At 53.2% G+C, this 24,930-nt stretch carries 19 protein-coding genes; 11 read left to right on the forward strand and 8 right to left on the reverse strand.

Annotation, left to right across the window (positions count from 1 at the left end):
• Nucleotides 1-4: 4 nt before the first annotated feature.
• From A2V21_311870 to A2V21_311885, 4 genes are all read left to right on the forward strand, one after another.
• The gene (locus A2V21_311870; GenBank protein ID OIJ74900.1) at nucleotides 5-394 is read left to right on the forward strand and encodes a hypothetical protein; all 390 of its coding nucleotides are present in this window, start codon (nucleotides 5-7) and stop codon (nucleotides 392-394) included.
• A gap of 22 nt (nucleotides 395-416) precedes the next feature.
• Nucleotides 417-797, forward strand: coding sequence for a hypothetical protein (locus A2V21_311875; protein OIJ74901.1), 381 nt, complete (start codon nucleotides 417-419; stop codon nucleotides 795-797).
• A gap of 8 nt (nucleotides 798-805) precedes the next feature.
• Nucleotides 806-1,486, forward strand: coding sequence for a hypothetical protein (locus A2V21_311880; protein ID OIJ74902.1), 681 nt, complete (start codon nucleotides 806-808; stop codon nucleotides 1,484-1,486).
• Between the two features lie 525 nt (nucleotides 1,487-2,011).
• A complete protein-coding gene (locus A2V21_311885) occupies nucleotides 2,012-2,377 on the forward strand; it encodes a hypothetical protein (GenBank protein OIJ74903.1) in 366 nt (121 codons plus the stop codon).
• A gap of 35 nt (nucleotides 2,378-2,412) precedes the next feature.
• On the opposite strand, the gene A2V21_311890 is transcribed toward A2V21_311885, so the two are convergent.
• The 8 genes from A2V21_311890 to A2V21_311925 form a co-directional block, all read right to left on the reverse strand.
• Nucleotides 2,413-3,339 (reverse strand): hypothetical protein, encoded by a 927-nt coding sequence (locus tag A2V21_311890; protein OIJ74904.1) that lies wholly within the window; start codon nucleotides 3,337-3,339, stop codon nucleotides 2,413-2,415.
• Nucleotides 3,340-3,470: 131 nt separating this feature from the next.
• Nucleotides 3,471-5,408, reverse strand: a complete 1,938-nt coding sequence (locus tag A2V21_311895) for a UDP-N-acetylglucosamine 4,6-dehydratase (protein ID OIJ75175.1) — start codon at nucleotides 5,406-5,408, stop codon at nucleotides 3,471-3,473.
• A gap of 1,137 nt (nucleotides 5,409-6,545) precedes the next feature.
• Nucleotides 6,546-7,229, reverse strand: a complete 684-nt coding sequence (locus A2V21_311900) for a hypothetical protein (GenBank protein ID OIJ75176.1) — start codon at nucleotides 7,227-7,229, stop codon at nucleotides 6,546-6,548.
• A 200-nt stretch (nucleotides 7,230-7,429) separates the two neighbouring features.
• Nucleotides 7,430-8,656, reverse strand: a complete 1,227-nt coding sequence (locus tag A2V21_311905) for a hypothetical protein (protein ID OIJ74905.1) — start codon at nucleotides 8,654-8,656, stop codon at nucleotides 7,430-7,432.
• Nucleotides 8,656-10,239, reverse strand: coding sequence for a hypothetical protein (locus A2V21_311910; GenBank protein ID OIJ74906.1), 1,584 nt, complete (start codon nucleotides 10,237-10,239; stop codon nucleotides 8,656-8,658). Before A2V21_311910 ends, A2V21_311905 begins: the two co-directional genes overlap by 1 nt.
• Complete coding sequence (locus A2V21_311915) at nucleotides 10,239-10,898, reverse strand: transferase (GenBank protein OIJ74907.1); 660 nt, start codon at nucleotides 10,896-10,898, stop codon at nucleotides 10,239-10,241. Before A2V21_311915 ends, A2V21_311910 begins: the two co-directional genes overlap by 1 nt.
• Nucleotides 10,888-11,967, reverse strand: a complete 1,080-nt coding sequence (locus A2V21_311920) for an oxidoreductase (protein ID OIJ74908.1) — start codon at nucleotides 11,965-11,967, stop codon at nucleotides 10,888-10,890. Before A2V21_311920 ends, A2V21_311915 begins: the two co-directional genes overlap by 11 nt.
• A gap of 9 nt (nucleotides 11,968-11,976) precedes the next feature.
• Nucleotides 11,977-13,098 carry an erythromycin biosynthesis sensory transduction protein eryC1 gene (locus tag A2V21_311925; GenBank protein ID OIJ74909.1) on the reverse strand — a complete coding sequence of 374 codons (1,122 nt, stop codon included), beginning with the start codon at nucleotides 13,096-13,098 and terminating at the stop codon, nucleotides 11,977-11,979.
• Nucleotides 13,099-14,591: 1,493 nt separating this feature from the next.
• Here A2V21_311925 and A2V21_311930 point away from each other — a divergent pair.
• The 7 genes from A2V21_311930 (at nucleotide 14,592) to A2V21_311960 (ending at nucleotide 24,858) form a co-directional block, all read left to right on the forward strand.
• Entirely contained in the window at nucleotides 14,592-17,375 is a 2,784-nt protein-coding gene (locus tag A2V21_311930) for a hypothetical protein (GenBank protein OIJ74910.1), read from the forward strand.
• Between the two features lie 304 nt (nucleotides 17,376-17,679).
• Nucleotides 17,680-19,008: a hypothetical protein gene (locus A2V21_311935; protein ID OIJ74911.1), complete on the forward strand. Its 1,329-nt coding sequence runs from the start codon at nucleotides 17,680-17,682 to the stop codon at nucleotides 19,006-19,008.
• 3 nt (nucleotides 19,009-19,011) lie between these two features.
• Nucleotides 19,012-20,205, forward strand: coding sequence for a hypothetical protein (locus tag A2V21_311940; GenBank protein OIJ74912.1), 1,194 nt, complete (start codon nucleotides 19,012-19,014; stop codon nucleotides 20,203-20,205).
• A 105-nt stretch (nucleotides 20,206-20,310) separates the two neighbouring features.
• Nucleotides 20,311-21,177, forward strand: coding sequence for a hypothetical protein (locus tag A2V21_311945; GenBank protein OIJ74913.1), 867 nt, complete (start codon nucleotides 20,311-20,313; stop codon nucleotides 21,175-21,177).
• An 86-nt stretch (nucleotides 21,178-21,263) separates the two neighbouring features.
• On the forward strand, nucleotides 21,264-22,220 hold the full coding sequence (locus tag A2V21_311950) for a glycosyl transferase family 2 (protein ID OIJ74914.1): 957 nt from the start codon (nucleotides 21,264-21,266) through the stop codon (nucleotides 22,218-22,220).
• A complete protein-coding gene (locus A2V21_311955; protein OIJ74915.1) occupies nucleotides 22,217-23,668 on the forward strand; it encodes a hypothetical protein in 1,452 nt (483 codons plus the stop codon). Before A2V21_311950 ends, A2V21_311955 begins: the two co-directional genes overlap by 4 nt.
• Nucleotides 23,665-24,858, forward strand: coding sequence for a hypothetical protein (locus A2V21_311960; protein OIJ74916.1), 1,194 nt, complete (start codon nucleotides 23,665-23,667; stop codon nucleotides 24,856-24,858). The genes A2V21_311955 and A2V21_311960 overlap by 4 nt, the downstream gene beginning before the upstream one ends.
• Nucleotides 24,859-24,930 lie beyond the last annotated feature (72 nt).

Here is a 24,930-nt window from a genome sequence, read left to right on the forward strand (position 1 = left end):
GAGGATGGCGCTACGCAGCATACCACCGAGGACTTCGCTTGACAAGGTCAGGAGGAAAACGGAAGTAGAGGACGCCCCCCGGCGGGAAGCGGTGCGTAAACCCCGGGAATGGATCTACGAGACCCGGCCCAATTTCAAGAGAGTAAGCGAGCCGCTTGTGGATGTATTCAAAGAGGCCGAGGTCGTCAAGATCATAATAGACCTGAGCGGTTTCAGTCGCGGCGACATAGACATAGAAATCAAAAAGGACAGATACGTCATAAGCGCAAAGAAGGGAGACAACACGTTCAGCAAGGAGATAGTCTTCCCCAGGGACGTGGATATTTCCCGTACAGAGGAAAGGTTCAAAAACGGCCTGCTTGAGATTATGCTGCCGAGGAAATCGCCGTCTTGAGGATCTGTCCGAAGGAGGATATATGAGGAGGACCTCTCGCATCCTCGTAATAGGCGAGGAAAGGAGCAGGCGCGGCGAGCTGAGCGAGGCGCTTGAGAAAGAAGGGTTCAGCGTTGATGCATTTAAGTGCGCTGAAAAGGGAATAAGGGCCGCAGGCAGGAGCAGGCCGGACCTTGTGATAATAACCCTCAAAACACCGCTGTCCAGCGGTATGGACGCCCTCGGCAGGCTCAAGAGGGCTAATCCCGGCCTGAAGGTGATACTCATGACAAAGGCCGGCTCGATAATGACCGCGAAAAGGGCCATGATGATGGGCGCAGACGACTACATAACCAGACCGCTTGATGTGGAACACATAAAGAACGTAGTACGGGGCCGTCCCGTCCTCTGGGGCAAGGCATAGGGCGCCCGATGAGAAGGCTCCTGTACGCTCCCGTCATTCATATGAGCGCGGACCTGGGCGAGATCTCCTCTAAAGTGTCTGAAAAGGGCATCGCGCATATCGGAGAAGGCCTCTGGGCAGCGCACATGAAGACAGTGGACGGCTTCTGGTTCGTGCTGGCTGATTTTTTCGGGCGTATTGAGGCGAAAGGGCTCAAGATATACCAGGACGGGATGCTGGCCAACGGTGATATTGGCCGGAGGATAGTCGATGATGCTGTAAGGAAAGGCAGCAGGAATTTCGAGATAATAGCGGACCTCATGAAACGGGGCGCCCTGCTTGTCAAGACAGAGGACATCGGCCTATTGAAAAGGGAAAGAGACCTCCTGCACTCGCTCGGACGGGCCCGCACTTTCGGAGAGAGATTAATAAATTTCCTGAAATACAGGCTGGCAAGGAATGGGCTGCTCAGGGCCAGGGACAGGTTCATGGCTGAAAGGATCGACAAAACCCTGGCCGTCGGTGAGACAGGGGTCCTCTTCGTAGGGGCCTATCATGATGTCAGGCGCTGGCTGCCTGCGGATATAGAGGTGATAGAGATAAAGGACAGGGAAAAGGTCCGGGACTACCACAGGAAGTTCATCTCATGCAGAAGGGGCCTGGAGCCTCTCAAAAAGTACCTGCTCTCTCCTGTCCAGGTCAGAGTCTGACTGCTCTCTTGCACGCCGGCGAGATCGGCATCCGGGACCGCTGAACTATATTTAAAGGAGAGGCTTGAAAATTAAATAATAAAAAGGAAGGGGGTCGGCCTTTAAGACAACCCCCTTTAAATTATTTCAGAAAAAATTTGGCTGCCTGATCTGGACTATTTAGAAAAAACGTGGTTTCATATGCTGCTGAAATATTTGGACTTTTTCCTGATCTGAATTTGTATTTGACCGCTTAATCCAGAGAAAAATACGATTTTGGTTTTTTTATGATTTCTGCCATTAGAATCACATATCATATTAATTTTCCTATGTATTTTGGTTAAAAAGGAATCTGTTTTTTTGTTTTGGGAGTTTACTTTAGAACTCTTGTCCGAAAACGATGCTAACTGATTGATTTACAAGTCTATCCCACCATTTGATACTTGTGTATCTTTTTGTGGACGAGCCCCGTATTTATTCCTAATTCAACCTCGAAGTGCAACGAAGGGAGCAGCTACTTCGATTGGTTTTCTGAAGCCAAGGCATTTGGGCCTGTTGTTGATTAAGAACTCGATTCTGGCGATCTGTTCGTCGCTAAGGCAGTTTTCAATCGAACGGGAGAGACCGATTGTGAAACCTGAATCCGCGCGCGCCCTCTGGATATTCGCCATTATACTTGCCGTGGCCGGCTCGGCTATACCGAGTCCGAGCGGAAGATTTTTCTTTAGCGTGGTTGCCGCGCTGGTTGCTCTGCCACCCGCAATCTTTGGGGCGGGCCGGGCCCGTCTTGGCGGTACGATTGCCTGTATTTTTTCACTGGTGCAGCACGGACAAATTGAAATGAGAGCACGCGCAGCTTGGACAGAGCGAAGCGAATCCCAAATTACTCACGAAGTCCGGGTATGTTTTTAGATGGTACATGCGGCACCTCAACCATTGAACTTTAGTTATCCTCTGCGCCAGTGTACCTGCGCATACTCGATGAAGATCGCAAGTATTACGCCCGCGAACATGGATATGACGAGGCTTAAAAAGACGATATGTTTCTTTTTGGGCCTTATTCTTACGTCAGGTGGCCTTGGAGGGTCGATCACCTTGAAGGCGAAGTTCTCCTTCATCTCCGCCATCATTGAGATCTCTATCTGCTGCGTGAGAAGGTTGTATAGCTTCTGCCTGATGATAGGGTCCTCGGTCGTCTTTAGCAGGTTTTCAAGATGCCTCGCGTTTGCACCGGCCATCTTCTTCGACTCTTCGCTCATGTGCTCGACAAGCTCGGCAAGGAAGTAGTTGACGAGCGCAGAGGCTAGTTCAGGGTCGCGGAACTCGGCTGACAGGGTTATCGTGTTGGAAGCGAGGTTGTTCTTGACCGACATGACGCCTTCAAGCATTCTGAGGGCGTCCCACATCGATGGGCCGTCTGAGCCCGCGCTGTCCTGAGTGCCATTGCCCCTGCTCATGGTCCCCGAAGACAGGGTCGGGGACGGGACCCCTTCCGCCCTCTTCCATGCCTTTTTATCTTCATCCCACTGATCGGGGAAAAGGACCGGAAGGAGGCTGTATTTCCTGGTCACCCTTTCCCTGAGCACATTGGAATTAAGCAGGTTTATGATCTCGGATGAGCTTGCCGAACTGGGAAGCGATATGCCCACGATGCCGCCGAACTGCTGCGCCATTGCGGCCAATCCTTCTCCACCCTGTTGGTCGGCTATGGGCGAAATGATGGCCTTTGCCTGATAGACGTCCTTTATGAACAGGCTGTAAACCGAGGTCGTGAGAACAGACGCCGCGACTGTAAAGATTATCAGGAGCTTTCTTTTCCAGGCGGCGCGCAGATAGTCGGTAAGATATATCTCGTCGGGGGTGCGATCCTTCATTTTTTCCTTCTTTCTTCTATTCTGGTTTTTAATCCATCAGGATCAAAAAGCGAAAACACGCCCCTGTAGGATTCGTTTTAGCAGGCTGTAAAGCAATCCATGGACGGTAGACGGACTTTTTCAACATCCTGTCAGATTTTTTCCATGCATGTTTTCTGCGATATTTCGAACTGCTTTACATATTTTCTGAGCGTATCCGTTATCTTCTGATGGTCGGTAAAGGGCCCGCTTACTGTCGACTCGAATTCTTCAAGTATCGACTCTATCTCATGCATCGAATAGCTTTCAGAGCTTTTGGCCACGAATATCTTCTCGTGATCGGTCGCCACCGTCCCCTCTTCGGCCGTAAGGAGATTTTCGAAGAGGTTCTCGCCAGGCCTGAGCCCTATGAAGTTTATGTCCACGTCTTTATAAGGTTGAAGCCCGTTGAGCCTTATAAGCTCCTCTGCCAGGGAAAGGATGCTGACCGGTTCCCCCATGTCGAGCACGAGCACGTCTTCGGCTTTACCTATCACCGAGGCCTGAAGGACGAGCGAGACAGCTTCGGGTATGGTCATGAAGTACCTTTTCATGTCCCTGTGAGTAACGGTAAGGGGGCCGCCGTTTCTAAGCTGCTCCATAAAAAGGGGCAGGATGCTACCCCTGCTCCCGAGCACGTTGCCGAACCGGACCGAGACGAAAACAGTGCCCCTGCCGTTTGAGGCCTTGCAGATATGCTCGGCTATCCTTTTGGTCGCCCCCATGACGCTTGTAGGCCTGACTGCCTTGTCAGTGGAGATGAGTATGAATTTCTCAACCCCGCATTCTATGGCCGTCTTTGCCACTATGTGAGAACCAAGGATATTGACCTTCACGGCCTCGGCAGGGTTATACTCCATCATGGGCACGTGCTTGTAGGCGGCCGAATGGAAGACTATGTCTGCCCTGTAGGTCCTGAAAGCCCTGGCAACGCTTTCCCGGTCCCTGATGTCACCGACTATGAACGAGACCCTATCGTTCAGGCTGCATCCAGCCCTGCTACGGAAGAAATGCGGATACGCCCTTTTCAGATGGACCTCCATGTCATGGAGCGCTGTCTCGTTATTGTCCAGCAGCACCACCTTTTCCGGGTCGAAGGCACATATCTGCCTCACCAGCTCCGAGCCTATGGAGCCTCCTGCGCCTGTTACAAAGATGCTCTTCCTGGCCAGGAGCTGCCTGTTGTTGTCACAGTCCACTTTTACCGTCTGGCGGCCCAAAAGATCTTCAACCCTGATCTCCTCAAGGCTTTTTAGCGAGACTTCGGGCCTGTTGAAGTCATAGATGCGCGGTATGGTCTTCACATTCTTCACCTTCGCCTCTCTGGCGGCTTCGTATATTTTTCTCAGCACCCTGAAATTAAGGGAGGGGATGGCTATGATGATAGTCTCGACGCGGTGCTGGCGCACAAAGGCCTTAAGGCTTTCTATCTTGCCCAGGATCCTCACCCCGTGTATGTATGTGCCTACCAGCTTCTCGTCATCGTCAAGGAACCCCACGGGATGGAAAATGGAAAAATTCTGCTTTATCATGTCCCGCAGTATCAGTTCCCCCATGTTGCCCGCACCCAGTATCAGGGTTTTTTCCCCGTATTTGGCCTGCCTCTTCCTGCCTATCACCTCCAGAAAGACCCTCTTCGAGACCCTGAGTGTGGCGGTGAGGATGACGAACAGGACGCCATCTATCAGAAATATGCCCCTTGGGAACTCCTTAAAGCCGGACAGGTCGATGAAGAGCGCAGGTAGAAGGACGTAAACCAAGGCTATTATGGCCAGCTGCGCTACTGCGGAAGCCGTTACTATGTCGTATAAGTCCCTTACGCCCACATATCTCCATGTTATCCTGTAGATATTGGACCATGTGAACACTATAAGGCGAAGTACCGCGAAAAACGGCAGCGAAACGGCGAAAAGCCCTGAGTACCCGGGTGGGAAAACAAAATCAAAACGGAAAAGGAATGCGAGGTAAAGGGAAAGTATCGTCGTCAAAACGTCCAATACGATGAACAGCAAAACCTTTTTGAACCTGGAAGGCTGGAGAAGATTTTTAATGAAGCCTCCACGCTGGTTCGTGGTCTGGCCGGCCAGGATGTAAAAGGAAGAGAAAAAAACAACGAAAGGCGCTATCACCAATATCTGGAGAACTATGCTGCCAAGATAATAGGCGGCCATGGATAAGGCCCCGAATATGAGCTGGATCGAGGCGTAAAGGAGAGCTACCTTCCAGTGGGCAAGCCCCGATCTGTTGCACAGGCGCTGATAGAGATGGCTCCTGTGCGGGGTCAGAAGGTTTCTCCCTTTTTTGATCCTGAGGGCGATGGTAATGAGCGCGTCGGCGTAGAATGGGCTGAGGAACATGGCAAGGCAAAGGAGCGCCTCAGGGCCGGAGGAGAGCAAAAAGGCGAGAGCGGCGAAAATCGCCCCGAGAAAGAGGCTGCCTGTATCACCGAGGAAGACCCTTGCTCTGGGGATATTGAAGGGCAGGAAGCCCAGGCATCCGGCGGCCACTGCAATGGCCATCAAAGCGATATCCGGCCTTCCTGCGAAGGAGTAGGAGAAAAAGGAGAGTAGGCCAAATGCAATGGCCCCGGTAAGCCCCGCGATCCCGTTTATGCCGTCCATGAAGTTGTAGAAGTTAGCCGTGCCCGCGATAAAGACTATCCAGAAGGCGGCCGTGACCGCCGCCTGGAAATGGGCAGGAGGGCCGGACCAAAGGAAAACTATCAGTGAAGATAGCGCCAGGTGTACGAAAAGCCGAGGCTTTGACGAAAGCGAGAAGCGGTCTTCAAGAAGGCCGAAGAGACCGAAGGCCCCGCCCGTGAGCGCAATCGGCCAATTGTCCAAAACCAGGACAGAGGCGAGAGCAAAAAACGCCCATATACCGATTCCGGCGCCCCTTGGGGTAGGCACCGAGTGGGAGCTTCTCTCATTTGGCACATCCACGAGCGCGAGTCTGCGCCCGAGCCGGTATATCGTGGCACTCCCAAGCAATCCTGAAAAAAAACCGCCGACGCTGAGAGTTATGGCTGTCAACATGGATAGGCCTCTATATTTTTAAACGCGCAGATCCCATAATTCATATGTCCTCTCCGATTTTTTAGCAGTGGGTGAGGAGGCTTGAATTCCGCATCCCTCATTCTTCTCCCCGAGGAAGGATGACCGATGCCCCGCAGCTTACTGTGGGGTAGTTCATTTATGGTGGTTAGCTCTCGTTCTTAAAAACAGATCTACTTCCCTTTCCACGCCATCCTGGAAGCTTAATGGCGCGTAGCCGAAGTCCCTGGAGGCATCGGTTATGTCTACGTCCTTGTTCTCGCTGAGCCTGAGTATCTGCTCATCGGATACAGGGAACCTCCCCGCTACGGTTCTGACAGCCCTGGCGACACAAAGGGACGCGCCTATGGGTATATGCACTCTGGCGACCCTTTTGCCGAGCTTTCGCGCAGTTATATCGATAAGCTCGTTATATGCCAGGGATGATGGGCCTCCGATGTTGTAGCTCTTTTTTGCGGTCTCCGGCGTATCCACGGCTCTGATCACTGCCCCCACGACGTCGTCTATGTAGACTGGCTGCACAAGATTGTTTCCCTTGCCGAAGACAGGGAAAAGCGGGTACCTGTAAAGAAAAGAGATGAGCCGGAAGATGTTCCTGTCCTTGGCCGTCCCATAGACCATCGTGGGACGAAGGATCGTGTAGGGGACCGATGAGTTTTTTATCAGCCCCTCAGCCGTTCTTTTGTCCTCTGCGGAGCGGCTCGGAAGTCCTGTATATATGCCGGTGGATCCTATGTAGATAATCCTTTTGAGGCTTGCCCTGGCCTCTCTTGTTGCTTTAAGGATATTCTCGGCATAGACTATGTACGAGGCGTTGATGATGATTTCCGCGTTACTTATAGCGGGTTTTATCGTTTCGCTATCCTCCAGGTCACCATTGAAGACCCTTATCCCGCTCCTGGCAAGAGCGCCTGATGCGCCAGCCCTTCTTACAAAGGCCGAAACGCTGTGGCCGAGCCACCTGAGCCTTTCGGCAAGGATTGATCCTATGTTGCCTGAAGCTCCCAAAACGAGTATTTTCATCGGGGCCGGACCGCCTCATTTATGACCTCCTCCATCTTGTCCGCGGATAGGCGCCTGGAGTAGCGCTCCTCGACGTAGCGCCTGCCGTGTGCGCCGAGCCGCCTTCCCAGCTCCCGGTCGTTGTAAAGAGTAGTTACGGCCTCGGCCAGCCGGGCCGGGTCTTCAGGCTCTACACATACTCCTGCCTCGGCCTCATCCAGAATGCCCTTCGATTCACCCCTGCCAGCCAGGACGACGGGAAGCGAGCACGCCATGTAGCAGAACATCTTTACAAGGATGACCCCGTCGCAAAAAGGCAGATCCCTTAGCGTGGCAAGGCCAGCATGTGAATGGCCGAGGAACCTCGCGAGGGCCTCCACGGGCTGGTCACTGATGAAATGGATGTTATCGAGCCCGAGCCTTTCAGCTTCCGTCTTTAGTTCCCTTTTTTTTACGCCTTCCCCGATGAAGACGAATGCGATATCCCTTTGCCCCGATAAAAGTGAAGCGGCCCTTGCCACGAAGGCGGTGCCATGCTGGACCCCGATCACCCCGGCATAGACGATTATGAATTTTCCGGCAAGCCCGAGGCTTTCGTAGGGGTTCGGGCCACGCTCGGCAAGGTCAAAGACATCCGTATTAACACCATTGGTAACGAGATTGACCTTCCATTCGGGGACTTTCCTTGAAATAAGGCTTTTCAGTATTCCCCTGGTCACGACCGTTACGCGGTCGCTTTTGCCGTAAAAAAACAGCTCCAGCCTTGTAAGGGCCCTGGTGAGGAAAGACTCTTTCATCTCTCCAAGGTCTACCGCGGCTTGCGGCCAGAGGTCCCTGACGTCGAGGATAAGAGGCCTTCTCATCAAGAGTTTGAACGCAAGACCGGTTGCGCCCAGGAAAAGCGGCGGCATGGTCAGCAGGATAACATCAGGCCTTTTTACGAAGAGAAGGCCGAGGAGCGCGCAGAAAGCGAATGAGAGATGGTTGACCAGCCGCGATGTCGGCGTTTTTCCGGGGCTTGCGTACACGTATGTCCTTATGACGTCGGCCCCCATATGCTTCTCCCTGCATACGACCATGCCCCTGTAGCGTTCTTGAACCACTCCCGCCGGGTGGTTAGGAAGCGCCGTTATGACCTGGACGGCGTGCCCTTTTCGCTTAAAGAACCGGACGAACTCGCATGCCCGCTCCGGGGCGGCACCGGTCTCTGGCGGATAGTATTGGGTTATAAAAAGGATGTTCATTACGCAAGCGCAGGGTGTTCTTTCTTTTTCCGGAGCGACTCAAGAACCCGGAGCTGGACCTTCGTGGACTCTCTCCTTTTTTGCTGTTCCAGTACTATGTCGTTAAGCTCCCGGCATATCGTCTCGCCTGTGGCGTCGTCCGCCTCACCGCGTTTTATGAGAGGGTAGACGACCTCCGGCAGGTAAACATAGGCGGCGAACATCTTTTTGAAGCCGCTCAGTTCCTTCCTGACTATGCCAGGCAGGTCCAGCACCGAGTCGCAGAAGTCATGGAAAGGGGTTTCGTCGTTGAAGTCGCCCGTTATGAAATTCCCCTTGAGGCTCATGTCGTGGATGGCGGTCTTCCTGTACGGGAACAGAAGGAAGGCCGTCACCGAGTCCGGGTCTGCCCTCCTGTTGAGGGAAACCGTGTCAAAAAGCGTTTTTTTCGTTTCGTGCGGTATGCCTATGAGATTGTATGCGGAGGACCTTATGCATACGTCCCTCAGGTTCCTGAAGGCGGTTATTATCTGCTCGTCGCTCATCTTCCGGCCAAGGACCTTCTCACGAAGTTCAGGGTTGCCGTGCTCTATGCCGATGGATACGGCCGTGCACCCCATCTCCTCAAGCAGGCGCGTCTTTGGCGCCGTCAACCCGTCAGGCCTGGTGGTTATGAAGAACGGCAGGCCTATCTCCTTTTTGTAGGCGTCCGAGAACTCCTTTATCCTGTCTTCCTGGAAAAGCAGGAACGTCTCGTCAACGAACCTGATGATGTCGAGGTCGTGCCTTTGCTTGAGATACTTGAGGTCGCTTATTACCCTGGACAAGCTCCTTTTCCTGTTGTACCGCCCCTGTCCACTTGTCTTTTTCTGCATGAACTCGTTTATGCAGTAGGTGCACCTGTAGGGGCACCCCCTCTGCATCTCGTAGCTCGCTATCCTGTATACCCCCGTAAGATATGGCTGGTAGAAGTACCTTTCGTCGAAGATATCCATGTCAGGGCAGGGGTTCTCATCCAGGTCCGAAAGCGGCGGCGGGTCGTTCTTTATTATCCCTTGTCCCGTCCTTACGGACAGCCCCGGTATCCTGTTATAGTCCCTTCCGGCCTCCATCATCGCAAGGAGACTTATGAACGGCTCTTCGCCGTCGCCATTGCAGGCGATATGGAAGCATCTGTGTGATGAGAGCATCTCTTCGGCCGCCACATGGGCGTGCGGCCCCCCCACGACGACGGGTATCTTCGAGTATTCTCCCTCAAGCGAGTTCAGCAGGTCCCGGCCAAGCTCGAAAAACTGCGTCATAAGCGACATGGCAATCACATCGGGCCCGAAAGACTTGACCTTGCCGCGAAAATCCTCGGCCACCTCGTCGAAGGTCTTTTCCCTGAGGTCCATGAGCTTTTCAAAATCAGTCTTGATGTACTGGCCCTGCCTGACGGACTCCTGGGTGGTGTTCACGTATCCCTTCCGGTTTATCCTGTAGAAGGTAGTGTCGAAAAGGGCCACCTCATGGCCGTTTTTCTTGGCAAGGGCCGATAGTATCGATATGCCGAGCGGCACCCAGTTCGCGTTCGTGTTGCACGGCCATACAAAAAGCACTTTCATCAGAGGAGCCCTCCGTCCGATCCGGCCTGCGCCAGCTCCATCAGGTGGCCGTATGATTTTATCGTGAGGATGCTTTTGATGAACCTTGCCGGGTTGCCGCCAACGACCTGGCAGTCGGGCACGTTTTTTGTGACCACGCTCCCGGCCCCCACAAGAGCGCATTTGCCGATAACAACGCCGGGAAGAAGGGTGCTGTTCGCTCCAATTATGGCATTTTTTTTCACATGGGCGCCCTGCAGGTCCTTTTTCGCGTCGGGGGAGAAGGGGTACTTGGCATTCGTGATGACCACGTTGGGTCCTATCCAGCACTCGTCGTCCAGGATAGTGAACTCAGGGACGAACACCTGCGTGTGAATCCTTACGCCATTGCCTATCTTTACGCGGTGCTCGATGACGGAAAGCGTCCCTACATTCACGTTATCGCCTATCTCGTTCAGTTCCCTGATATTCGCCTTGTTCCCGGTCCGGAAGTTCTCGCCTATCCTGTTGCCCGCATAGATGACCGTATGGGACCTTATGACGGCGTTTGCGCCTATCACGGTTGCAAGCTCTCCGCTCGCAAACCCATCCGGGGGGGAGCCTATTATGGCATAGTCCTCGATCTTGCAGCCGGGCCCCAGCTTCACGTTCGGGTAGAGTATCGCCTTTTCACTTATCATTGTTCACCCCCAGGCGGCACATTCTGGGCGTAAACCGCAGGAACACTTCCTTGCCGGTCTCCGCCGATTCGTAGATTGCGTTTATCAGCTCCACGGACTTGCGTCCCTCAAGCCCATCTATCAAGGCTTTCCGTTTGCTCCTGAGGCTTCCTATTACATTCAGGAAAAACTCGGTATGGTTCCACGCCTGGCCTTCAGGCACTCCGGAGTGCCTTTCCCAAACATCATTGTCCATGTCGTCTGGCTCACTGAAGCTCCATATCTTTAGCTCGTTCATGAAAAAACCGCCGACCTCAACGGCCCCTTTCTCTCCCAGGATGCCGATGGAGCCTTCGAGGTCCTTCGGACGGGTGGCTGTCGTGGCCTCGATGACACCGAGCGCGCCGTTTTTGAACCTGAGCACTGCCACACCCGTGTCCTCGGCCTCTATGCTTACGAGTCGGGAGGCGGTCTTTGCCATCACGCTTTCGACCTCACCCATCATCCATATCAGCATGTCTATATGGTGGCTCGCCTGGTTCGTCAGTACCCCTCCGTCAAGCGCCCATGTCCCGCGCCAGGGTTTCTGGTCGTAGTAGGACTGGTCTCTGCACCACCTGACCCTTACAGAGCCTATGACGAGCTTACCGAACCTGCCTTTGTCAAGGGCTTCCTTGGTCTTGCGTATGGGAGGATTGAAGCGGTTTTGCTGAACCACGAAGATCTTGAGGCCCCTTTTATCGCATTCCTCCAGTACGCGGTCTATCTGTTCGAGCCTGAGCGCAAGCGGCTTTTCCACGACGAAATGCCTGTTGAAGCACGTAAGCTCCATTATGTTTTTCGCATGGATGCCCGAAGGCGTAAGGATGACGAGCACGTGCGGGTCGGCCTCTTTTATCATCTCATCCAGGCTTGAGAACGGGCGAACGGGATATCTCCCGGCAAAGGCTTCGAGAGCCGCTGGATCCTTGTCATACACCCCCGACACCTCGGCCTCGCTGATTCTGCCTATGGCGGCCATGTGCTTGTTGGCTATGGCGCCGCATCCGACGAATGCGAACTTTATCTTATCCCCAGGTCTTATAACCATCCTGCCCCCTTAATAAGCCCCGGCCAGCGAGCCTGCCGCGTTCTTAAGCTCAGTTATGACGTATTGCGCCTGTTCATCGGTCATGTCCGCGTATATGGGAAGGCTTAGTATCTCGTCCTTGAGCGAATACGCGACGGGACAGTCCTCTGGTTTATAGTTCAGATGCGCGTAAGCCTTGAGCATCGGGAGGGGGATTGGATAATGCACCCCTGTGGATATGCCTTTGCCCTGCAAGGCTTTCCTTACGGCCTCTCTATACTTTATGCGGATGACATAGAGATGATATGCGTGCTCAACCCCGGGAAGGACCGCGGGTGTTATGGCGATATCCTTAAGCCCTTCATCGTAGACCCTTGCGATCTCGGCCCTTCTTTTAGTCCATCTTTCGAGATGCCTGAGCTTCACGTCGAGGACTGCGGCCTGAAGGCCGTCGAGCCTGCTGTTCACTCCCTCGAATACATGGTCGTACTTGTCGATTCTCCCATGGTTGGCGTACATCCGCGCCTTGAGCGCCAGAGCGTCGTCATTGGTGACTATCGCGCCGGCATCCCCATACGCGCCGAGGTTCTTTCCCGGGAAGAAACTGAAGCACGCAAGGTTACCGAGGGTTCCGACGGGACGGCCCCTGTACCTTGCCCCGTGGGCCTGGGCAGCGTCTTCAATGACATACAGGCCGTGTCTGCAGGCTATATCGGATATTCGGTCCATCTCTGCCGGCTGTCCGTAGAGATGTACGGGTATGACCGCCTTGGTCCTGTCCGTGATAGCGCTTTCAAGCCTTTCCACGTCTATGTTGTAGGTCTTTTTGTCGCAGTCCGCAAACACGGGCCTTGCGCCGCAAAGCGTTATCGCCTCGGAAGTGGCTATGAAGGAATTCGCCGCCGTTATTACCTCGTCCCCGGTGCCTATGCCGAGCGCCTTCATGGCGATGAAAAGCGCGTCCGTGCCGTTGCCGACACTTATGCAGCTGGCCGCGCCGACATACCTTGCGAAGTTCGTCTCGAAGGACTTGACGAATCTGCCCCCGATGAACGAGGCGGTCGTTATCACTTCCCTTATGGTCTGGTCTATTTCGCTTGAGATGCTCAGGTATTGGGCCTTGAGGTCTACGAAATCTATTTTCCTCGTCATCGCGCTCAATCTCCCGGGCATGGGGTTTTTGCAAACCTCAGGGTTTGCGGCTTTAATACCTTTTAAAAATCCATGGCTGAATGAGCCTTGTATCACGCTAACGATTTTGAATATTCGTTTTTAAAGCGCTTGAAGCCAGGCTTTTCGAGAAATAACAGGGATGTTTGTCTGTTGGAAAGGTGAGGTGCGGGAAAATACTTGAGAGAAGTGGTGCCGGGATGCCCGTTCTTCCCAAACTGATGAAGCGACCGCTCAGGATCCCTTAAGATCCGAAAAAATGATCCGTTCGCGCGTTGATCTTAAATCCATTTGTGTTTATAAGGAGCGGCATGAATGCCTGCCTTTTAAAAAGCCGCGCGCGGCCTAAGACTCCTCTTTTCTGCTTTTGATGGACTGGTTTTCTCTGGGTATATGCTCTGGTTGGGTGACAAGGTTGGGTACGACCATACATATTAAACAGAAAACGGAATCATTTGTCAACTGGTTGCTGTTTAAAAAAGAAAGTAAATAGGTTTTAATGAGAGCTTGAGCCCCACTTTGAGGGAAAACCCCCCCGAGGGCAAGAACAGGCGAAACGGCAAGGCCTCGAAGACCATGAAGTCCGGGCACGGGGCCTTTGAGCTCGAAGTCCAGAGGGAAAGGAACTCCACCGTTGGCTGAACAATCTCGTTTAATATGGCAGAGAATATATGGCAGAGAACCAAATGGATGTCTCATAATGGGATCTAAATCCCATGCCTTCCAGGTCTATACTACCGCATAATCGGAGAACATTGCCGCACAACCGCCCAAAGCCGCATTGAGGTAAAGATTATGTTTTGTCAGTTTAACAAATACAGAAAGCTCTCTGTGAACAGGCGAAGAGGCTCTGCATTTGCGTGAAGTAATCGGGCGGATATGTACGCGTACAAGGCATGAAACAGGTGAACTCCTGGGGTCACATTGCCTGTCTGGCCGCGAAAACCACCGATCAAAACTTTGGGCCACCGGCTTTAGGGCGGTTGGTTCAGTTTGCCATCTGGTTTATTAATCAATACTTGACAAAAAAATCCGAATAGGTATAGTTGTAATAACTTCCGTACACTTCAGGAAACTCACCCAGCCGCAACCAAAAACGGAAAACTCCCAATCATCATAGGCACGAAGGCGGACTTTCAAAGCAGCCCCGGAATGGTTTTTTACGCCTTTTTTGCCAAGGATTTATCCACTCTGGCAGCCGAACAGAAATCTCAGCCACGGCCGTTTTTTGGCGGATTACGCCCGCTCTAAAGCAAATTCACCTTTGAAACTCATTATTGATTCTTTTAACGCAGTTAAGCTCTTATGTAGCCGTAAGCGCTATATTTTCGGCGCAACATGTGACTTGGCCGCGCGCTGTTCGTCAAAATCCGCATGGAAGGACAGTATTTCTGAAGATTAAAGGTATATCGCCATATGACCGTGGCAGAATATTTTCACGGGTGGCTTCTTCGCGGATGAGAGTACTATCTACCATGGTTTTTTTTCTGCTTTCGCTCTGTATGAGAACAGCCGCCGCTGATGAGAATCGCTGCGTATTGCCCCAGGGCCTGACCGGCTTTCAGTCGGAAGTGCTTACGAAAGACGAGTGCGAAAAGGTCTCCTCGGAGATAATGAAAAAAGAAAGGGCGCAAGCAGAGATTTTAAATAAGCTCGGCGGAAAGACAAAGGCCGTGGTAGAACCTGCCGAAATATCTTCGGCTGTAGAGGCCCGGGAAACTACCGACGTCCAATCTTCAGTTCCACAGCCGTCTTTGTTCGACAGATACATCTCGGCAACTCAGAAGTGGGACGTGCAGGCCTCCTCCCTCAAGCCTTTCGGCTACGATATATTCACCACTGGCTCGGCCTCGCAGCAGAATCTGCCCGTGTCGCAGGATTATGTTATAGGGCCCGGTGACGAGATACAGGTGCTCCTGTGGGGCAGGGTCACCGGACAGTACAGCCTTTCCGTAAACAGGGACGGTACGATTCAGTTCCCGAACGTCGGCCCTCTGACGGTTTCCGGCATGACTTTCGAGAAGATGAAGTCATATCTCTCCTCCAAGGCCGGTAAAATCGTCGGCACGCAGATAAGTGTCACCATGGGCAGGCTCAGAAGCATTCAGGTCTTTGTCCTCGGGGAAGTAAAAAGGCCCGGCGCCTACGAGATAAGCGCTATGTCGACTGTCACAAACGCTCTCATGGCTTCCGGAGGGGCTTCAGGTATAGGGTCGCTTCGGCGAGTTGATCTGAAAAGGGGCAACATGACCGTAGCGTCGATAGATTTCTATGAACTTCTCACAAGCGGCGACAAGAGCTCTGATCTAAGGCTCCACGACTCCGACGTTGTGTTCGTCAATGTCGTTGGTCCGATAGTGGGAATAGCGGGAAATGTCAAGAGGCCCGCGGTATATGAGCTGAAGGAATCGACAGACCTTGCAGCCGCCCTCAGGCTTGCCGGAGGGACCATTCCCACCGCCTTTACCCAGAGGCTGCAGGTCGAAAGGGTGCAGGACAACCTCAAGAAGGTCGTCATTGACATAGATGCCTCGCAAGAGGCAGCCGCGAGGTCTTTCATTCTCCTTGATGGAGACTTTATCAAGGTGTTCCCGGTGGTGGACAGGGACTCCAACGCCGTCTACCTCGAGGGGAACGTAAAAAGGCCCGGCAAATACGAGCTTAAGAAAGGGATGCGTGTCAGGGACATAATAAAGGACGAGAGGGATCTCCTTGAGGAATCGGCCCTTGATTATGCCATTGTGAAAAGGTTTTCAGCTCCGGCCATGAACGCCGTAATGCTCATGCCGTTCAATCCTGGCGCCCTTTTCAGCGGTTCTGAAAAAGACGATATCTCGCTTATGCCTGGAGACGTCATACAGATATTCTCCAGATGGGCTTTCATGGACAAGTCGACCGTGAGCATCTTCGGCGAGGTCAGGTGCGATAAGTTGAACGGCGGGCAGGACGCGGGGGGATGCTATTTCGAGCTCGAAAACAGATTGACTGTAAAAGACCTTGTCCATAAGGCGGGCGGCCTTACGAAAGACGCGTCCCTGGAGTGGTTAGAAATATACAGGACGGACAAGCGGAACAAGGAGGTCACCCTCATCAAGCTGAGCCTGGGGAGCGCCCTTTCAGGGGACAATCGGGACAATATCATGCTTGAGGACATGGACAGGGTCGTGGTCCATTCGGTCCGGGAGACTACCCCTCAGAGCTATGTCACACTGCACGGCGCGTTGAACAGGCCTGGCAAATATCCTTATGCCTCCAACATGACTGTAAAGGACATGGTTTTTGCCGCCGGAGGTGTTCACGAATCGGCGTATCTCGAAGACGCGGAGCTTGCCATCGGCACGGTGGCTGATTCGAGGAACTACGTATTCGAGTACAGGAAGATAGATCTTTCCAAGGCTCTTGCCGGGGACCCTGAGCACAATCTGCCCGTGCCGCCTTACGCAAGTCTTTTCGTCATGCAGGTACGCAACTGGCAGTCCGAACTGTTCGTGGAGCTTAAGGGAGAGTTCGTCAACCCCGGCAACTACAGGATAAAAAGGGGAGAGAAGCTAAGCTCGGTCATCAAGAGGGCCGGCGGTTTTACCACAAGGGCATACCTCAAGGGCGCCGTGTTCACCAGGGAGTCCATAAGGGACTTTCAGCAGAAAAACATCGACGAGGCGGCAAGCAGGCTGGAAAAGGTTCTTCTGTCCTCGGCGCCTTCGGAAATTGAGGGCGCCATGGGCCCGGAGGCCGCGAAGCAGGCTCAGGCGGCCATAGAGCAGAAAAAGGCGTTGATCGCGCAGATGAGGGCCTCAAGGGCCGAGGGCAGGATAGGCATAACGCTTGAGGAACACCTTGAAGGCACGCCCTATGATTTCGAGTTTGAGGACAAGGACGTTCTTACGGTGCCCAGCAGGCCAAGCCAGGTGCAGGTCATGGGCTCGGTTTATAACCAGCTCGCTTTCCTTTACACCCCGGATGCGACTGTGGAGGGCTACCTCAAGAAAGCTGGCGGCACGACCGCCAATGCGGACGAGGATGCGATATTCATCTTGAAGGTGGACGGTACCGCGGTGAGCAAGAAAGAAAGCAGTTGGGATTCGGGCAGCAAAAGCTGGTTCTCTGGCGGTTTCATGTCCGCGAAGCTCAACCCCGGGGACACGATAATAGTGCCGGAGAAGCTCGATAAAATCCATTGGCTCCGCGAGATAAAGGATTTAACCCAGATACTCTACCAGATAGCAGTGACGGCGGGTGTATTGATAGTGGTTTTCTGATGTTTCAGGTACTGCCCGGCAAGGGATGAACCGAAGCAAGCGTTAGACCGGCAGCAAGGTTAAAAGGCGGCACTCCTCCAGGAAAACTCATCTCCGATTCCAGCCAAGTCCTGTCAGACCTTTTTCAACTCGAAAACACTCCAAGCGATCAGGGGCTCAGTCATAGCGTTTCGAATCCGCTCCCGAGTTAGCATTGCGAAACAGGTGCCGGGTCCAGTTCTCATGTGATCCGCCGAGGCGCTCAGGGTTTTGCGTGAAGACAAAACGAATCGTAAGCAAAAGGGTAGCTTTGGCTAAAGTCCTGTTGATATCGCCTCCTTTTTACCGCCTGATGGGGAGCCATTATAACGGCATCCACCTGGGACTTTGCTACATAGCCTCTGTGTTGAATAAAAAAGGCTACGACACAAAGATATATAACGCGGATTTTCTTGACAGCGTGACATATTCGAACCAGAAGGAGCTTTTTGACAACTTCGATGTCTATATCAAGATACTGAACGACCCTGCCCAACCCGTCTGGCAAGAGGTCGCTGACATGATAAGAAAAGCAAGTCCAGAGTACATAGGCATCCAGATGTACACCGGCACATTCAAAAGCGCCCAGATGGTAGCGTCCATCGCCAAGTCCCTGAACCCTGAGGTCAAGATAGTCGTAGGCGGCACGCACCCTTCGCTCGACCCGCTCGGCACTATAAAGTGCGAGCACTATGACTATGTGATAAGGGGGGAAGGCGAATACACCTTTACGGAGATACTCGAAGGCAAAGACCGTGGAGGCATCAAAGGTCTAACCTTCAGGGATGATAACGGCAAGATAGTGAGCAATCCTCCCAGGGACTTTATTGACGACCTGGATTCGCTTCCCTTCCCCGCGAGGGATAGGCTTTTCAACGGCAATGGGAACACCGATACCGGGGCAATCATCACCGGCCGGGGCTGCCCGTTCCAGTGCTCATACTGCGCCAGCCCAGAGCTTTCAAACAAGAAGACGAGATACAGAAGCGTTGAGAACGTCCTTTCCGAGCTTGAATTCATGACAAAGCGCCTCAATATCTCTCTTGTCCGCTTTCAGGACGACACATTCACTCTTAACAAGAGCCGCACCTCCGAGATATGCGAGGGGATACTGAGAAAGGGGCTCGCCTTCCAGTGGGTTTGCGACACCAGGGTAGACAGGATTGACAGGGAACTTTTGAAGCTGATGAAGCGTGCCGGGTGCATAAGAGTAAAGATAGGCGTGGAGTCCGGCAGCGACGAGATCCTCAAGAAGGTGAGAAAAGGCGTGACCGTGGAAAGAATAAGAAGGGGGGTAGGGGTCATAAAGGAGGCCGGCATACCGCTTACCATATATCTGATGATCGGCTTTCCGGGGGAGACCGACGAGGACGTAAAAAAGACGATACGCTTCGCACGGGAGATAGACGCCGACTACAACAGCTTAAGTGTCGTAGCGCCGTACTACGGTACCGGAATTTACAAGAATCTTGTAAAGGATGGCTTCGAGTTCGCCAAAAACAACTGGGAATATTTCTTCCACCAGAGCAGGGCCATGATTATGAACACGAAGATATCAAGGCAGGTGATCGACGAGTTTTTCGGGCTGAACGAGAGGAACAAGGAAAGGGTCTGAGTCATGAAGATACCGATACTGCGTCTCGCCTATGACGAAGAGGACATAAGATACATAAAGGGCGAGATAGAAAAGGTACTTCGCAGCAACTATCTCACCATGTCCGGCCGGGTCAGAGAGTTCGAGTCAAGGTTCGCCGCTTACTGCGGGACCGGATACGCCATAGGGACGAACACCGGTACCAGCTCGATAGAGATAATACTCAGGGCCATAGGGGTAGAAGACTCTACCGTCATAGTCCCTTCAAATACCTATATGGCGACCCCGCTTGCCGTGATCAAAGCCGGGGGGCGGGTGATATTCGCGGATTGTCGCCGGGAGAACCTTCAAATAGACCCGCAGGACATCGAAATGAAGATTCGTCCAGATACCAAGGGCGTCATAGTGGTGCACATAGGCGGCATTATCACGCCTCTTTTTGGAAGGATAAAGGAGATATGCAGGAAGAAAGGGCTATTTCTCATCGAAGACGCCGCTCACGCACACGGAGCGTCCATAGACGGGAAAAAGGCCGGATCTCTTGGCCAGGCAGGCTCGTTCTCGTTTTATCCCACGAAAGTAATGACCACGGCCGAGGGCGGCATGATAACGACGGACGACGAGGAGATATTGAAGAAGGCGCGCATTCTGAGGGAGCATGGCAAGGGAGATCCGGCTTACAACATCCATGTGGAGATTGGGGACAACTGGAGGTTCAGCGAGCTTCACGCCGTGCTCGGCATCCAGCAGATGATGAAGGCGGACCGGATATTGAACGAGCGAAGAGAAATCGCCCGGTTGTATACGGCGCTTCTCAGAGACATGGAAGGCGTTAGGCTCCTTGAGGTTCCGTCAAACATAGAGCCGTCGTATTACAAATACATAGCCTTCTTAGAGGGCGGGATTGACAGAGGCGAGCTAAAGGAGATGATGAGGTCCGAATACGATATCTTCATGCCCGGAGAGGTTTACTCTGATGCATGCCACAGCCAGCCGGTTTTCAAAAAATATCCGGGAAAGGCCATGAACACGGAAGATGTCTTTCCTAATACCGACTTCGTATGCGCCAGGCATATCTGTCTGCCGCTATATCCGGGCTTGAGCGCTAACGAGGTCGAGTATGTGGCCGTGTCTTTGAGGAAGTGCGTTGGCAAGCTTGCCGGCAACCGCAAGGCAAGGGGTCTGAGACTTCGGCGTGGCGCGCATCTGGAAAAATAAATAGACAAATGGCCTGCGCGGAAAAACAGCTCCTCGCAATTGGCGACCAAAGTTTTTTTCTTCATTTTATTCAAGAAATTTTCGGCTAACAGTGAGGGATTCGCGATGAAGGTCTTTGTCACAGGGTGCAGCGGATTTATCGGAAGCCACGTTGTAGACGTGTTATTGGAGGGAGGCTACGAGGTGACGGGCCTGGATGTCAAGCCCCCGCACAGGGATGGCTTCAGGCATGTCAGCGGGTCCATGCTCGACAGGCATCTGCTCAATCGCCTGGTCAAGGGGAACGATGCGATATTTCATATCGCGGGTTTTTCGAATATCGACTTCGTCAAGGAGAGCCCCGTTGAAGCAATAGAGCTGAGCATACTTTCCACCGCGTATCTTCTGGACGCGTGCAGGAGATACGCGCCACATGCGCGCTTTATTTACGCAAGCTCCGTGTATGCTTTCGACAGAGGCGGCCACCTGTACACGACCTCAAAGGCGTCTTCCGAGAAGATCATAGAGGACTTCAATACACTTTACGGTATCCCTTATACATTGCTCAGGTATGCAACCGTATACGGACCGCGAAGCCGCGAGGCGGACGCGGTATGGCTGTTCGTAAAAAGCGCCGTAGAGGGAAGGCCGATAGAGATACACGGCGGGGGCGACCAGAGGCGAAACTTCACACATGTGAGGGATTTGGCCGAAGGGAGCGTTAAAGCCCTTGAGACGGAGGAGGCGAGGAACAGGACCCTTGTAATAGCCAATCACCGAAGCGTTTCGATAGTCGAGTTGGCGGAGTTGGTCAGAGAGATAGTAAACCCTGCCGTTCAGATAACCCTTGCCGGCCCGAAACGCGACAGAGACTACCACGGAGCAATAAGCGCTATCGAAGAATCGCAGCGGATACTCGGCTGGAGGTGCAGGATACCGATAGAAGAAGGGATAAGAGAGCTTTCGGAAAGAAGGGAATGCCTCAAAATATGAATTACCAATGGCGTATAAGCTTGCACTGATTTTTCGTTAAGAAAAGCCCCGCAGTTTAGCGCGTCAACTCTTTTTGGTGGTATATCATGTACAGGGAAAAACGGATATCACTTGTCATACCGGCATACAACGAAGCGAGGTTGATCGGGCCTACACTCGAAAGGGTCCCCGGGATAATAGACAAGATCTATGTCGTCGATGACTGCAGTCCGGACAATCAGAACGAGGTCGTTCTGCGATACGCGGAGAAAGACCCGAGGATAGAGCTTCTTAAGCACGAGGTTAACCAGGGGCCCGGCGGAGCCATCATAACCGGGTATCTGCGCTCCGCGAAGGACGGATTTGACATCTCCATCGTGGTCGGCGGGGATAATCAGATGCCGCTTGAGGAAGTAGAGCGTTTTTTGAACCCGTTGATAGACGGCAGGGCGGACTATACCAAGGGGAACCGCTTCCTGCTCCTTCAGGTAGACGACACGCTCAAAAAGATGCCCAGGACGAGGCTATTTGGAAACTGGCTGATCACGTCTCTTACAAAGATAGCATCGGGCTACTACAAGACCATGGACGTGGTAGATGGGTACACTGGCATCACAAGGGAAGCGATCCTGATGATCAACTGGTCAAACGCGTGGAGGGGCTACGGATATCCCATGGACTTCCTGATACGCCTGAACGCATACGGTTTCAGGATAATTGATATCCCGAGGACGGCCATCTACCTGCCTGGCGAGAGGCAATCCCAGATAAAGGGCTTGAATTATGCGCTAAAGGTCGCGCCCATGCTGGTGCGCAATTTTTTCTGGAGACTGAACTTCAGGTACATATACAGGGACTTCCATCCGCTGGTGTTTTTCTATTACTTCTCGTTACTGCTTTTGCCGGCCGGCGTTCTGTTCGGGTTGTACCTCGTGGCAAAGCAGTTTGTCTTCCAAACCGGGGTCTCCGGCCCGCAGGCCATATTCTGCGCCATGCTGGTCATCATGGGTTTTCAGAGTTTGCTTTTTGCGATGCTCTTTGACATGCAGGAAGGCCATAAATGAGCAAGCACGCGAAGACCAAGGCCTTGATAATAAACCCTGTGTGGGATACCCGCGGAAATGGCACCGGTTGCAGGAGCAATACGCGCTGGCCCCACATAAGGAAGGACAAATACCTGCTTTTTCCGATATACCTGGCGTACGCGGCTGCGGTCCTTGAAAGGGAAGGGGTAAGGGTAAAGGTCGTAGATGCGGTGGCTGAGGAGTTGGGGCTCCGCCAGCTGGTGAAACAGGCAAAGGCAGAGGCTCCTGAGTATTGCTTCATCGAATCGTCCACTCCGACAATAGACCAGGATCTTAAAAGTTCTATGTCGATAAAGGAAGCTACTGGCTCAAGAGTATTCCTGATAGGGGCGCACCCGACGGTTTTCCACAGGGAGCTGATGAAGGAAAACCCCTGGCTTGACGGAGTGGTAAGGGGGGAGTTCGAGCTTACCATGAGGGACATAGTGTGCGGGCTCGAGTATCCCCTCATAGCGGGCCTGACATATCGTGACGGGACAGAGGTCAATGCGAACCCGGACAGGAGCCCCATAGAGAATCTTGACGACATGCCGTTTCCAGCCTGGCATCAGTTCGTCCTTAAGAAGTACGAAAGCCACCTGTACGTGAGACCTTCCGCCATGGTCATTCCGACGAGGGGGTGCCCTTTCCAGTGCACCTATTGCCTGTGGCCTCAGGTCCTCTACGGCCACAGGCAGAGGAGGAGGTCCCCGGGCAATGTCTGCGACGAGATCGAGATGCTTATAGGGCTTTACGGGGTGAAGCACATACGTTTTGACGACGACACCTTCGCGCTCAACAAGCAGTATGTCATCGGATGCTGCGACGAGATGATAAAACGCGGCCTTCACAGGAAGATCACATGGAACTGCTTCGGCCATATCACGCAGCCGGACCATGAGATGTATGAGCGCATGTCTGAGGCCGGGTGCACGAAGATAGCCGTGGGAGTGGAATCCGGGTCCGAAAGGATATTAAAGGTGATAAACAAGCCGATAGACCTGGAAAAGGCAAGGCAGGTGGTCAGGAGTTGCCGCAGGGCCGGGATTGAGATCTATTGCGACTTCATGATCGGGTTCCCTTACGAGACCGAGCAGGACATAAGAAAGAGCATGGATCTGGCCATAGAGCTCGACCCTGACTACATACAGGTCAGCTACGCCGTGCCGTACCCTGGCACGAAGATGCACAGCGATGGCGTGCGGGAGAAGTTCCTGAAATATCCGGCCGACTGGGAAAGGTACTCGTCCTGCGAAACAATGATAGACACGGGGACCATCGATGCGAAGAGGCTTGAGCAGATGTATGTCGAGTTCTGGCGCAGGTTCTATCTGAGGCCGGCCTTCATCATGAGGAACGCGAAGAAGGCGCTATCCTCTGCAGACAACATGAAGAAGGTTTCCAGAGGGGCTGTCTCGTTCTTCAACCGCTTCATGAGGCGGCAATGAAGATATGTATTGTCATGTGCTGGGGATTCGAGAAGCTCGACGGCAGCAACCTTCGGGTCTACTTCCTTTTGAATGAGCTTATCGGCAGGAACCACGATGTCACAGTGGTCCATTCGACAGAGGAGCAGGCCGAGTACACCCGAAGGCACTTCGGGTGCCGGTCGATCGGCGTGGGGCTGAAGATAAACCGCTGGGATACCGTCAAGGAGAAGATGAAAAGCTACTACCGCTTCGTCATGGCTGCTCGAAGCGCCGTTTCCGTGATCGACTGCGATGTTATCTTCGGGATAAGCCTCATAAATTCCATGGTTGTTGTGTCAAAGAAGGATGCCGGAAAAAGGATCATGTACGTGGATTTCATGAGTCGGTACTTCCAGTACGGATACCCGGATGGCCTTAAGAACAAGATGGCCTTCAGAATGGGCAAAGCCCTGGAGGAGCGGACGATACGAAAGGCCGACAAGGTGCTGATGATAACCGGCGCGTTAAGGAACCTGGTGGACGGCAGGTATCACGAGAAGATCGAGATAGTGCCGGATGGCGCTGATACGGAACTGTTTAGGCCAGGGCTCAACTCGGGCGTTATCAGGAAGGAATACAACCTGAAAGACGAGTACATAATCGGGTACCAGGGCGGGATAGAGCCGCATGACGGGCTTCAGTTCCTTGCCCGGACCGCGCCCGCTATCCTCAAGGAGGCCCCGGCCACAAAGTTCCTGGTGGCGGGAAGGGGTTCGTACCTCGACAGGATAAAGCAGACCGTGAAAGACAACGGCACGCAGAGGAGCTGGATATTCACGGGGTGGGTGGATTTCAAGAAGATACCTTACTTCATGGCGGCGACAAACCTTAATGTGGTGCCAATACCCAGGCATCCTGCCACCCTCGGCGTCATTACCTTCAGGCTGCTGGAGAGCATGGCAGCCGGCGTTAGCGTCGTAGCGAGCGACCTTCCGGGCATCAGGGAGGTCGCCGACGAGACCATGATCGACTTCACGCATCCTGAAGATACCGCTCGGTTTGCCAATGACGTCCTGAGGGTGATGGGCAAGAGAGAAGAGGAGCTTGAGAGGCAAAGGGCGGCGGCGAGAAAAAGGGTCGAGCGGCTCGACTGGCGAAGGGTGGCGGAGAAAGACGCGGATTTCGTAGAGGGCAAAAAGCCCGGGTGCTGTAACCCGCAGATGTTTTAACGCAAGATATTCAGTGAAACTCTGAAAGATTCTCGGTTGATGACATCGCGAGGTCTGGAGACAGGGCAATCT

The organism is Deltaproteobacteria bacterium GWC2_55_46 (assembly GCA_001595385.3).
In the GTDB taxonomy this organism is placed as follows: Bacteria; Desulfobacterota; GWC2-55-46; order GWC2-55-46; family GWC2-55-46; genus UBA5799.